Here is an 11,330-nt window from a genome sequence, read left to right on the forward strand (position 1 = left end):
AAAATGACCATCGGAAACATCCCGGCCCAACGAGCGAGGACTGCGCGCGGTCACTGCGCGGAGTCAGAGCTGCCGGACGCGCAGGAGTTCCGGGGCGTCCGCGGCATCCGGGCCGACGTACTCCTCGGTTCCCTTGTGGGTGGCGCGCACGGCGTGCGCGACGACGGCGCCCAGCCCACCGTCGTCGGGCTCTGCCTTGGCCAGCACCACCTGGCGGATGCCGCGCTGTTCAGCAGCGCCGGTGCCGCGTGCGAAGATGGCCTCGACGCCGTGCCGGGCCAGTTCAATTTCGCCGTTCTCGGTCAGCACGGGCTCCAGGAAATCGACCAGCGAGTTCACCACGTCCCGGGCAGGCACGGGCCGGAAGCTGCCGAAATCCAGGAGCTCGCCGCGCAGCCCAAAGTTGCTGGCCTGCCAGGCGGCCATCCGCAGCAGCACCGTTGGCACGGGTGCCGGCTCCACACCCTCACGCCATTCCCGGCATGCCGATTCCACGAGCGCACGGACCAGGACGGCGATCAGCGCCGCATCCTCGGCGCGGAGGCAGACGTCCGCCACCCGCACCTCCACGGTGGGATGGTTCCGGGAGAGACGTGCGTCGAAGTAGATCATCCCCTCGTCCAGCACCACTCCGGTATCCAGCAGCCGGCCCACCACGCGGCGGTAAGTGGACAGGTTGCCGTAGATGGCGGACGGGCCCGACGACGGCCAGCGGTTCCACGCCTGCGTCCGGTAGCTCTCGAATCCGGTTGCAACGCCGTTCCAGAACGGGGAGTTGGCACTGAGCGCGATCAGGACGGCCAGCTTGTCCCGGATCCTGTCCAGCACGGCCACGCCTTCGTCCGGGGATTCGATGTAGGTGTGCACATGGAAGCCGCAGGTGAGCTGCTCCTGGGCGGTCAGGCCGAACCGTTCGAGCATCCTGGCGTAGCGCGGATCCGGCGTGGTGTGGCTGGAGAGGGCCAGCGGCGAGGTGGCCAGGGCGGCAATCCGGGCACCGTGGCCTTGCGCGGCTTCGTCCGCCAGTGCCCTGCCGGCGCGGATCTGGCGCAGCAGTTCCGCATGGTCCAGGCACGGACGGGTCTGCGTCTCGATCTGTTCGAGCTTGAGTTCTGCGCTCAGGCCCATCTCGTCGTCGTCGCACTTGGGTTCGGTCTTTTTCTTCAGCAACCGGGGCCTGCCCGGGGCGTCGTCGGCAGCGAGTTTGCGTCGCGCCAGCAAGGCATCGGCGAGCGCCAGCGGCTCGCCGCTGTCCGGATCAACGATCAGGAGCTCTTCCTCAACGCCAAAAGTCCGCATGCCTACATTGTGCGCCAGACCAGCGGAAACGTCCCCGACATGACGAAGCGCGAACTGGCAGGTAACGCCCTCAAAATCGCTCGGAGGGGTCGTTATCTGCCAGTTCGCGCAGCGGTTTCGGGAGAACGTCAGTCCTGGAAGTACTCGATCTTGGCGCCGATGGTGTTGAGCCGCTCCGCGAGGTCCTCGTAGCCGCGCTCAATGACGTAGATGTTGCGCAGCTCGGAAACTCCGCGGGCCGCCAGCATCGCCAGGAGGAGGCAGGCGGCGGGACGCAGCGCGGGCGGGCAGCCAACCTCAGCGGCACGCCAGCGCGTGGGGCCGTTGACATAGATGCGGTGTGGGTCCAGCAGCTGGACCCGGGCACCCAGCTTGTTCAGCTCCGTCAGGTAGATCGCACGGTTCTCGTAGACCCAGTCGTGGATCATGGTCTGGCCCTCGGCGTTGCCCGCGATCACCGCGAAGAACGGCAGGTTGTCGATGTTCAGCCCGGGGAACGGCATCGGGTGGATCTTGTCCTCCGGCGCGCGCAGCTCGGAGGGCTTCGTGGTCACGTCCACCAGCCGGGTGCGCCCGTTGCGGGCCATGTACTCGCCGGAGACCTCCAGCCGCTGGCCCATCTGCTCCAGGGTGGCCAGCTCGATCTCCATGAATTCGATGGGCACCCGGCGGATGGTCACCTCTGAGTTGGTGACAATGCCGGCGGTGATGAGGCTCATCGCCTCGATGGGGTCTTCCGAGGGGAAGTACTCGATGTCGACGTCGATGGTCGTTTTGCCGGTGATCTTCAGCGTGGTGGTTCCGACGCCCTCGATCTCCACGCCCAGCCGCTGCAGGTAGAAGCAGAGGTCCTGGACCATGTAGTTGGGGCTGGCGTTGCGGATGACCGTGGTGCCGCAGCGGTGGGCGGCGGCCATGATGGCGTTCTCCGTAACGGTGTCGCCGCGCTCGGTCAGCACGAAGGACCTGTCAAGTTGGTCCGTGGGAGGTGCCTGCACGCTGTAGAAGCCCGAGCTGGCCTCAACGGACAGACCGAACTGCCGCAGTGCCTGCATGTGCGGCTCAACGGTCCGGATACCCAGATCGCAGCCGCCGGCGTAGGGCAGCCGGTATTCATCGGTCACATCAAGCAGCGGACCCAGCAGCATGATGACGCTGCGGGTCCGGCGCGCAGCCTCGGCGTCCATGGAGGCCAGGTCGAGATTCGCGGGCCGGCGGAGGCGGAGGTCGTTGTCGTTGAGCCAGGTGCATTCGACGCCGATGCTGCTAAGAACCTCGACGATTCGGTTGACTTCCTCGATGCGGGCCAGCCGGCGCAGCGTCGTGGTGCCGCGGTTGATGAGGCTGGCACACAGAAGAGCGACCCCGGCGTTCTTGCTGGTGTTGACGTCGACGGACCCCGACAGCGTCCTGCCGCCCTCGACGCGGAGGTGGGTCATCTGCGATTTGCCGAGCTGGACAAAGCTGCGGCCGAAGATGGCCTCCAGGCGCTGGATCATTTTCAGGCTCATGTTTTGCTTGCCTTGTTCCATGCGGGCCACGGCGCTTTGGCTGGTGCCGAGTTCCGCGGCCAACTGGCCCTGGGTCCACCCCTTCTGACCGCGGGCGTCGCGGAGCAGAAGACCAACATGTTCAACAGTCTGTTGTGTCATGCGAAAAATATATCAGATATGAGTTATTTCGTCGCCTCGTGGGGCTGCGACAGGGCACCCAAGCCCGCGGTGTACCCGTTACGCGCATAAGCATTCAATAACTGTCTGCGGCAGTGGGACACTACCTGTGACGGCCTCCGTAGCCCCGGCCAAGGACGGTGTCCGGCCTTGACCGGGCCCTGCATCCGGGAGCAAGCTAGCGGTACGTGTTGCGGCCATAAGGGGATGGGAGGCCGCCGTGTCCATTTTCAGGTCCGCCGCGCTCGGCAGGCTCCGCCCCTCCGGGCGTCCGGCTTCAGCGCTGCTGTCCTTCGTGGTGGCTACAGCCATAGGCTTCATCCCGGGACCGAGGCTCGACGACGGCGCGTCGCCGGCACCCGAATCAACCGTCACCCAGGCCTCGCCCCGGGCTTCAGCCACTTCCAGCAGCGCCGCGCAGGCGCAGCCGCCCGCGTCCCCGCAATCCCCCGGGCCGGCGGCCCGTCAGCCCACAGAGCCGCCAGAGTCCGGCAGGGTCCCCTTGGGCAACGATGTCTCCTGGCCGCAGTGCAGCGGCGAGCTGCCCGACGACCCTGCGTTCGCGATTGTCGGAGTCAACAACGGGCGCGCCAACACCACCAACCCCTGCCTCCACCAGCAGCTTGACTGGGGGGACGACGCAGTTGGCGGGACCGGCCAGCCCCGCCTTGCGCTCTATGTGAACACTGCGAATCCCGGGCTGCGGGGCTCCTGGTGGCCGGTAAGCAACGAGTACGGCGGCAAGGCCGTGGCCAACCCCTACGGCACCTGCCAGGGCAAGGAGGACGCGGCCTGCGCTTACATGTACGGGTACGCAAAGGCCTTCGACGACGCCTACCTTCGGACCATCTCCGTCCCAGAGACATACCTCTGGTGGCTGGATGTCGAGACCGGCAACAGCTGGTCAGGCGACAGGAACGCCAATCGGGCGGACCTCGAGGGCATGACCGATTTTTTCCACAGCATCGGGGCCAGGGTGGGCATCTACTCCGCGGCGCGGCAGTGGGGACAGATCGTGGGCGAGGTCGGTTCTGCCAGCAGCCTCTACTCCCTGCCAAGCTGGCTGGCCGGGGCCCGCACTGCCGCCGACGCCAGGGGCATGTGTTCCGCACCGCCCCTTACGGCGGGCGGCCAAGTAGTCCTCACCCAGTTCGTGGCCGGCGGCTTCGACTACAACCACTCCTGCACTTGACGCACGCCGCGAACATTTAGACTCTGCCCATGGATCACACCTGCAGCGTCCGCCCGGCCGCCCCCGAGGACGCCGAGGCCCTGGCCCGGCTCCACTTGGAATGCTGGCGCGAAACGTACACCCACCTGCTGTCACCCGGCTTCATGGCCAGGCAAGGCGTGGAAGAGCGGCTGGCCATGTGGCGGCAGCTATTGGCTGGCCCGCATGTGGGCCGGCAGTTCGTAGCGGACGACGCCGGGAAACTGGTGGGGTTTGCCGGTTCCCTTCCGCCCGCGGAGGGGCTGCGGGAGCAGACCGAGCTCTGGGGCATCTATGTCCTCGCGTCCCACCATGGCAGGGGGCTCGGCCGGGCCCTGCTCGAGGCTGCAATCGGGAGCGAGGCGGCTGCGCTGTGGGTCGCCGAGGACAACCCGCGCGCCCAGGCCTTCTACCAGCGGCACGGCTTTGTCTTCACCGGCGCCAGGGACACGATCAAAGACTGGGAGGGGCTGGCCGAGGTCCGGATGGCGCGCCCGGCGGGTTAGGTGCCCTCCAGCCACACCATGTTCCAGGTGCCGGCCCACAGCGCCGCAGCCACGGCACCGGCAGCGATCAGCACTCCGCCGAGCACCACCCAGACGTCCAGCACGCTGAAGGTGGACACGCGGGCCCAGGTCCGGCTGGCCCCGCCGAACCCACGGGCCTCCATCGTCACGGCAAGCCGGGTGGCGCGGCGGATGGCCTGGACCAGGAGGCCGAAGCTCTGCCCCAGGGTGGCCCGCATCCGTTGCCACGGGTTGCCGCGCGATCCGACGCCGCGGGCGCGCCGGGCCATGCCGATGGTCTGCCATTCCTCGGCCATCAGTCCGACCAGCCGCAAGGCCGCCAGGGTACCCAGCACAAAGCGGTGCGGCAGCCGCGCCTTTTGCGCCAGGGCGTCCGCGAGGTCGGTGGGATCGGTGCAGCTCATCAGCAGCACCGCAGGCAGGGCAATGGCCAGCCCCCGCAGCAGAAAACCCAGCCCCAGCTGAAGGGAACCTTCACTCACGGACCAGATGCCGACGTCGAGCAGTATCCTCCCGCTGTCCGGCGACAGGATGGAGGTGCTCCAGCCGCCCACGGCGGCCGCAAGGATCAGCGGCCAGCCGCGCTGCCACAGCAGCGAAAACGTCAGCCCTGCCAGCGGGAAGACCAGCAGCTCGCACGCGAGAGCCACCGACGCCGACATCCAGTCGATGGACAGCGCCAAAACCAGGGTGATCAGGAAGACTGCTGCGAATTTGGCCAGCGGATTGGCGCGCGTCAGTACCGCCCGGTTTCCGGCAAGTGTCAGTGCGTCCCTCATGTTGCAGCCTGCTCTGGCGTCGGTTCGGCAGGACCTGGCGCGTTGTTGCCCAGCCCGGACCCCAGCCGCAGCTCAGTGCCGCCGAGCACCTGGGTGAACTCCTCGTCGTGGGTCACGGACACCACGGCTGTGCCGGCATCGAGCAGCTCCGAAAGGAATGAGGCAAGCTCCGCCCAGGTGTTGGCATCCTGGCCGAAGGTGGGCTCGTCCAGCACCAGTACCTGCGGGTGTGCCGCCAGGACGGTGGCCACGGACAGTCTGCGTTTCTCCCCGCCGGAGAGGGTGTACGGGTTGGCGTCCACGAGATGCGTGAGGCGCAGCCGCTCCAGCAACTCGTCGACGCGCTCTTCCCCGTGGCCCAGATGGCGGGGGCCGAACTGCAGCTCGTCCAGGACGCGGCCGGTGACGAACTGGTGTTCGGGTTCCTGGAACACCGTGCCGATCCGGGCGATCAGCTGCTCGGCCCTCCACTTGTAGGGGTCAATACCGGCCCCGCCGCTCAGTTCAACCGTCGCGGAGACCCTGCCGTCCACCGGCGGCAATAGCCCGGCCAGGGTCAGCGCAAAGGTCGACTTACCGGCACCGTTGGGACCTGTGACGGTCAGCGCCTCGCCCGCCCGGACCTGCGCTGTGACGTCACGCAGAACGGGCTCAGGGGGTACGGGGCGGAAGCCGCGTCGGCGTGGACGTTCCCGCGACACGGAAAGCTTTTCGGCCGCCAGCAGCAGCTGGCCGGTGCTATGTCCGGAGGACGGCGGAGCGCCGGTGGCCGATCGGCGTCGGGTCTCGGGAACGTAGCCGGGGACCCAGACGCCGGCGGCAATGAGCATCCCGCGCGCCTGCTCGAGAACCTCGTCCGGGGTCCCGTCGATCAGCACCGCGCCATCCGAGGCGGACCCCGGCTGCAGGACCACGATGCGGTCCACCAGGTCTTTCCAGGCAGCTACCCGGTGCTCCACCACCACCAGGGTGGCCCCGGTCTTGTCGAGGCAGCGGCCCACGGCATCCCGGACTTCGAGGACGCCGTCCGGGTCGAGGTTCGCGGTGGGCTCATCCAGCAGGATGAGTCCCGGCCGCATCGCCAGGATGCCGGCGAGCGCCAGGCGCTGCTTCTGGCCGCCGGACAGGGCCGACGTCGGGTGGGTCAGGGGAAGGTGCGAGAGTCCGACGTCGTCCAGCGCCTCATGCACGCGGCGCCAGATCTCCTCGCGGGGCACCGACAGATTCTCGGCGCCGAAGGCGACGTCGTCGCCGAGGCGCGAGAGCACCACCTGCGTTTCCGGGTCCTGCTGCATGAGCCCGGCGCGGCCGCGCCGGGAACGGGGCGGCGCGCCGTCGATGAACAGCTCTCCGCTCTCGTCGGCGTCGTCCCGGTCGGGAGTCCCGGCGTCGTCCGCGTCATTGTCCCCCAGCACGCCGGCCAGGGCGTGAAGCAGCGTGGACTTGCCGGCTCCGGAAGGGCCCAGCAACATGACCCGCTCACCGGGGCGGATGTCCAGGTCGAGGGCATGGACGGCCGGTTTGGTGCGGCCGGCGTGGCGCCAGCCCCAGCCGCGGGCGGTGACCGCGGCGGGGCGAACGCCGGCGTCGTCTTGTCCGGGCATTAGGAGAAGACGGGCTCCGTGGCTGCCTTGCGGGACGCGAAGGAACTCAGCACGCCGGTCCTGGCCAGGCCTCGGGCGGCGATCCAGGACAGGGCGCCGGCGATGACCGCACCGGAAATGGCGCAGAACACGATGTATGCGAGCTTGTCGCCGGCGGCGTAGGCGATGTTCCAGCCCCAGGGGGCGAAGGAGTCGTTGAGCCCGCAGAACAGTCCGGCGCCGGCCCCCGCAAGCAGTGAGGTGGGCAGGTTGAACTTCTTGTATGCGAAGGCGGCGAACACAAGTTCCGCCCCCAGGCCTTGGAGAACTCCGGAAATGAGCACCGTGGTGCCGTACTGCGAGCCCATGAGCAGCTCGCCGGTGGCAGCCACACCCTCGCAGAACAGGGCCGCGCCGGGCTTGCGGATGATGAGCATCCCCAGGACCGCCGGAATCATCCAGCCGCCGGCGTAAAGGCCGGTCAGCGGAGGGTAGACGGCGTTGACTGGGGTGGAGATGAGGTTCGCGCCCTGGGACCAGGCCCAGAAGATGACGCCGCCGGCAACGGCGATGAGCGCCGCCACGACGATGTCCGCCACGCGCCAGCTGTGGCTGGTCTTCTTGATTGCTGCAGTTGTCATGATGGTCCTCCTGAGGAACAGGAGGGGAAAGCGTTCCCCCGGCTGCGGGTGGCTGGGCCTCGCGCTGCCGGGCACTCTGAGAACTCGACTCCCTTGCGCCGGTACTAGCCGGATCAGGTTCGAGGGTCTGCGGCTGTCCGCACTCTCAGCGCCCTTCCGCGGTTGCGCTGGCAGTTGCCTTTGCATCCCGACGGCGGCGCTCCCCTGTCGTGATAAATCTGCCCTTGTGGGCTGATCCAGTTTACACCTCGCCCGGCCCGGAAACCGGGGACCGCTGTCACAATGCGGGAGTTTTCATGCGGCGTCGCGACAGCGGTCCGGAGTAGATTGGGGCCATGACGCAACAGGACTCCGGCAGCGCTGCCCTGCCCGCCTTTGACCCCGATTCCTCCGCGGAACAGCCGACGGGAGCCTTGGAAGCCCTGATTGGGCAGATCGAAGGGGAGGTCGCTGAACTGCAGTTCCCAAGATTCAGCAAGGACGATGCACTGGCACTGGGCCTGGAACTCGTGGAACGGGGCAAGGAGGACAACCTGCCCATCGCCATCGACATCACCAAGGGGGAGCAGGTGCTCTTCCATGTGGCACTCGAGGGTGCCACCCCGGACAACGAAGGCTGGGTGCGGGCCAAGCAGCGGACTGCGGTGCGCTACGAGGAACCGTCGCTGCTGGTGGGCCTGCGCGGCAGGGCCGGCGGCGGACGGATCGAGGACAACGCCTGGTTTGACCAGTCGACCTACGCTGCCCACGGCGGAGCCTTCCCCGTCTATGTGCGGGATGTGGGGGCGGTGGCTGTGGTCACCGTATCCGGGCTGCCGCAGAAGGCGGACCACGACCTCGTGGTACAGGCGTTGCGGGAGATCCACCGGTCCATGCGGCTAGGCTAAGGAAAGACCAGTGTTCATCACGCGAGGAGTTCCGCAATGAGTTTCTTCATCAAACTGCTTGGCACGGGCATCAGCCTGCTGGCAGGGTTCGCCGGCACCAAGGCCGTCGACACCATCTGGGAAAAAATCACGGGCCGGAAGCCCCCCAAGGGTGACAAGGACGACGTACCCACCACGCTGCGCACCGCCCTCACGTTCGCCCTCGTCTCCGCCTCCGTGAGCGCGGTCATCCAGGTGCTGGCCAACCGGGGCACCCAGCGGGCCATCACCCGCTTCGCCAAGACCCAGGACATCGTCTAGGCCTCCCCGTTCGTCGCGTCTGTCGCGACCGACCCGTTGCGGCCCCCCACACGGGGGTGGTTTGCCCGCAGCCCATTCCGGGCCGAGACCGGGTTTCTCCAAGCACGGCAGGCCATACTGTTTCCGTTGTGGACCTGGCAGTGCTGATGACCTCGGCCGGGCTCACAACAGCCGGACCCGGCACCGCAGCCCGCGGTGCCGGGTCCGTTCGCGTCCTGCCCCGGCGGCCCACCGCGTGCCCCTGGAAGGCCGTGAGCACGGTCTCTGCAAGAGCAGCGCGGGTCCCCCCACGGCACGGGAAGAAGCCTTGAATGCCAAGGTTTTTCCAACCTGGAAACCGAACGTTTTTCCAACCCCCACGATTTTTAGTGGATGCCATCAGCGTCTTACGAGGAGACAAAAATGGTACCCACACCACATTTCCTGTCAGCCCAACGCCTGACCTCCCTGCATCGCGGCCCCAGCCCTGCGTCCCGCCGCCGCGGCATTGCTGCCGCAACTGCCGTCCTGCTTGCGGCGACTGGGGCAGGAGCGTCCTTGGCGGCAACCCAGGTAACCCAGACGAACCCGACCAAGCTGACCGCCGTCGGACCCGTCAACACCGAGTACGGCTTCCCGTCCTGGTACGAGGACAGCAACAAGACGCGCCTCGAGCTGTGCCTGGACGCGGAGAACCCGCTTTGCGGTTTCCTGCCCGGGGACATCCCGGACGAGACTGCGCCCATTTCGTTCCCGGGAAACTTCCCGGAAGAGGCGTTCTACATGCTGGCCGGCTCCGAGCTGACCTTTCCCAACGGCGGCCGCGCCGTCCTGGTCCTTGGCCTGGAGGCGGCGTTCGCCAACACGGTCACCGAAGGCGACCAGGTGGTGTTCGGCCGGCAGCGTATCGTCGTCAAGGGTGGTCCGGCCAACGCCACCCTGACCTTCCAGCACCCCTACGGCACCATCACCATCGACACCGACGGCGCCGGTGACGGCAAGCTCGTCGAGGACGTCTCACCCGCAGCAGGCAACTTCACCACAGCGCTGAAGAGCAACATCGGCCCGTTCCTGAAATGGGATCCGGCCACCGCCCCGGCAGCGCCCAACGGGTACCTCGGAGACCCGGGCCAGGACCACACCGTCACCGGAAGCCCCACGGGCTACAACAAGTTCTCGGTCAACGGCGGTGGCCTGGCGCTGGAAACGGACCAGTTCACCGTGCAGGGCAAGATCTCCACCAACCAGGGCGTCAACACTGACAGCGCCGTCCTGAACGGCAACATGATCGACGTGTTCGCCAGCAGCGGCAACGGTGCCCAACTCCAAATCGATGGACAGGCCGGCGCCTTCAAAACCACCCCCATGCTCAGCGACCCCGACACCGGACGGTACTACGCCCGGGTCCAGGTCACCGGCACCGCACCGACGTCGGTCAAGGTCACCAACATTGGCGACAAACCCGCCAGCAGCAGCCAGATCAACGTCACCAAACCCAGCGGCGTCATGATCACCAAAGCCATCTACGACGGCACCAACCTGACCGTGGGTGCCACCTCCACAGTTGGCTACCCGCTCACCGTCACCGGTCTCGGAACCATGGAAGCATCGACCACCGGAACCGGCGCCGAGAAATCATGGCCAGTGAAAGCCCCACCGGCAACCGTCACCGTGAAAACGGCAGCAGGCGGCAGCGCCACCCTGCCCGTCACCATCTCGGGCGGCGCAGCGACCCCGATTGGGCTGGACCCGGTCACTCCCGCCCCGGACCCCGGACCCGTCACTGAGACCGGCGGCGGCACAGGCACCGGCACCGGCACCGGCACCGTACCCGGCGGAACCCAGCCCACCGCGGCGGTGGCCACCGCCGCTTCAACCACCATCACCCGCGGCGGAACCGTCCAGCTTGACGGCAGCGCCTCAACGGGCGCCGCCAGCTACAAGTGGCTCCAGGTCGGCGGACCCACCGTCACCATTTCCAGCGACACTGCCGCCAAGCCCACTGTCACGCTGCCGTTCTATGCCAAGAACACGGACATCGCTCCCCTTGCGGCCACCACCAACGGCCCGGTCCAGCTCCAGCTGGTCGTCACGGACAAGAACGGCATCGGCAGCGCCCCGGCAACAGTGAACCTGACGGTCCAGACCGATACAGTCACCGTCGCCGGCTCCCGGCACCGGCTCGGCACCGAGCTACGGATCACGGGCACCTCGACGCTGGCCGGCAACGCCGCCGTCCTGGTCCCGGCCACCACAGTGGTCATCTACGACACCACCCCGGTCAGGGGCGTCGTCACCTACACCAAGATCGGCACCGCGCAGGTGGACACCCTCGGCGCCTGGTCCTACCGGGCCAAGCCCGGGCCGAACCGGCAGATCACCAGTGTGATGGTCCAGTCCAGCCGCGGCGGCACCGCCACCGGAGTGCTCGCCACCCGGTAGATTCAGCGATCCG

Annotated in this window: 10 protein-coding genes and 1 riboswitch; of the genes, 5 read left to right on the forward strand and 5 right to left on the reverse strand. The window is 67.6% G+C overall.

From position 1 onward, the window contains the following. Nucleotides 1-63: 63 nt before the first annotated feature. Together DBZ45_RS02250 and DBZ45_RS02255 are read right to left on the reverse strand one after the other, a co-directional pair. On the reverse strand, nt 64-1,299 hold the full coding sequence (locus DBZ45_RS02250; protein WP_111902355.1) for a glutamate--cysteine ligase 2: 1,236 nt from the start codon (nt 1,297-1,299) through the stop codon (nt 64-66). A 128-nt stretch (nt 1,300-1,427) separates the two neighbouring features. Next, the gene (locus DBZ45_RS02255; protein ID WP_111902356.1) at nt 1,428-2,951 is read right to left on the reverse strand and encodes a UDP-N-acetylglucosamine 1-carboxyvinyltransferase; all 1,524 of its coding nucleotides are present in this window, start codon (nt 2,949-2,951) and stop codon (nt 1,428-1,430) included. 238 nt (nt 2,952-3,189) lie between these two features. Here DBZ45_RS02255 and DBZ45_RS02260 point away from each other — a divergent pair, with 238 nt between their 5' ends. Together DBZ45_RS02260 and DBZ45_RS02265 are read left to right on the forward strand one after the other, a co-directional pair. Then, nucleotides 3,190-4,161, forward strand: coding sequence for a hypothetical protein (locus DBZ45_RS02260; protein ID WP_111902357.1), 972 nt, complete (start codon nt 3,190-3,192; stop codon nt 4,159-4,161). A 29-nt stretch (nt 4,162-4,190) separates the two neighbouring features. Next, entirely contained in the window at nt 4,191-4,685 is a 495-nt protein-coding gene (locus DBZ45_RS02265; protein ID WP_111902358.1) for a GNAT family N-acetyltransferase, read from the forward strand. On the opposite strand, the gene DBZ45_RS02270 is transcribed toward DBZ45_RS02265, so the two are convergent. Genes DBZ45_RS02270 through DBZ45_RS02280 form a run of 3 tightly spaced genes read right to left on the reverse strand, consistent with a single transcriptional unit; the run spans nt 4,682 to nt 7,709 of the window. Continuing rightward, nucleotides 4,682-5,485 (reverse strand): energy-coupling factor transporter transmembrane component T family protein, encoded by an 804-nt coding sequence (locus tag DBZ45_RS02270; RefSeq protein ID WP_111902359.1) that lies wholly within the window; start codon nt 5,483-5,485, stop codon nt 4,682-4,684. The two genes, DBZ45_RS02265 and DBZ45_RS02270, sit on opposite strands and share 4 nt — an antisense overlap. Then, nucleotides 5,482-7,089 (reverse strand): ABC transporter ATP-binding protein, encoded by a 1,608-nt coding sequence (locus DBZ45_RS02275; protein ID WP_111902360.1) that lies wholly within the window; start codon nt 7,087-7,089, stop codon nt 5,482-5,484. The genes DBZ45_RS02270 and DBZ45_RS02275 overlap by 4 nt, the downstream gene beginning before the upstream one ends. Continuing rightward, entirely contained in the window at nt 7,089-7,709 is a 621-nt protein-coding gene (locus DBZ45_RS02280; protein ID WP_111902361.1) for an ECF transporter S component, read from the reverse strand. The genes DBZ45_RS02275 and DBZ45_RS02280 overlap by 1 nt, the downstream gene beginning before the upstream one ends. 72 nt (nt 7,710-7,781) lie before the next feature. Next, a riboswitch (TPP riboswitch) is annotated at nt 7,782-7,925 on the reverse strand. A gap of 119 nt (nt 7,926-8,044) precedes the next feature. Here DBZ45_RS02280 and DBZ45_RS02285 point away from each other — a divergent pair. The 3 genes from DBZ45_RS02285 to DBZ45_RS23360 all read left to right on the forward strand — a co-directional run bounded on the left by DBZ45_RS02285 (nt 8,045) and on the right by DBZ45_RS23360 (nt 11,317). After that, nucleotides 8,045-8,596, forward strand: a complete 552-nt coding sequence (locus tag DBZ45_RS02285) for a heme-degrading domain-containing protein (protein ID WP_111902362.1) — start codon at nt 8,045-8,047, stop codon at nt 8,594-8,596. 36 nt (nt 8,597-8,632) lie between these two features. Beyond that, nucleotides 8,633-8,896: a DUF4235 domain-containing protein gene (locus DBZ45_RS02290; RefSeq protein ID WP_102973435.1), complete on the forward strand. Its 264-nt coding sequence runs from the start codon at nt 8,633-8,635 to the stop codon at nt 8,894-8,896. 537 nt (nt 8,897-9,433) lie between these two features. Further along, the gene (locus DBZ45_RS23360) at nt 9,434-11,317 is read left to right on the forward strand and encodes a hypothetical protein (RefSeq protein WP_111902363.1); all 1,884 of its coding nucleotides are present in this window, start codon (nt 9,434-9,436) and stop codon (nt 11,315-11,317) included. The last annotated feature ends 13 nt before the right edge of the window (nt 11,318-11,330 follow it).

Origin of the sequence: Arthrobacter globiformis, assembly GCF_003261175.1 — a bacterium.
Lineage (GTDB): Bacteria > Actinomycetota > Actinomycetes > Actinomycetales > Micrococcaceae > Arthrobacter > Arthrobacter globiformis_A.

What these genes read in the sequence shown, in the direction of transcription:
- DBZ45_RS02250 (WP_111902355.1), bottom strand. Translation starts at nt 1,299, where the DNA reads ATGCGGACTTTTGGCGTTGAGGAAGAGCTCCTGATCGTTGATCCGGAC.
- DBZ45_RS02280 (WP_111902361.1), bottom strand. Translation starts at nt 7,709, where the DNA reads ATGACAACTGCAGCAATCAAGAAGACCAGCCACAGCTGGCGCGTGGCG.
- DBZ45_RS02270 (WP_111902359.1), bottom strand. Translation starts at nt 5,485, where the DNA reads ATGAGGGACGCACTGACACTTGCCGGAAACCGGGCGGTACTGACGCGC.
- DBZ45_RS02290 (WP_102973435.1), top strand. Translation starts at nt 8,633, where the DNA reads ATGAGTTTCTTCATCAAACTGCTTGGCACGGGCATCAGCCTGCTGGCA.
- DBZ45_RS02265 (WP_111902358.1), top strand. Translation starts at nt 4,191, where the DNA reads ATGGATCACACCTGCAGCGTCCGCCCGGCCGCCCCCGAGGACGCCGAG.
- DBZ45_RS02275 (WP_111902360.1), bottom strand. Translation starts at nt 7,089, where the DNA reads ATGCCCGGACAAGACGACGCCGGCGTTCGCCCCGCCGCGGTCACCGCC.
- DBZ45_RS02285 (WP_111902362.1), top strand. Translation starts at nt 8,045, where the DNA reads ATGACGCAACAGGACTCCGGCAGCGCTGCCCTGCCCGCCTTTGACCCC.
- DBZ45_RS02255 (WP_111902356.1), bottom strand. Translation starts at nt 2,951, where the DNA reads ATGACACAACAGACTGTTGAACATGTTGGTCTTCTGCTCCGCGACGCC.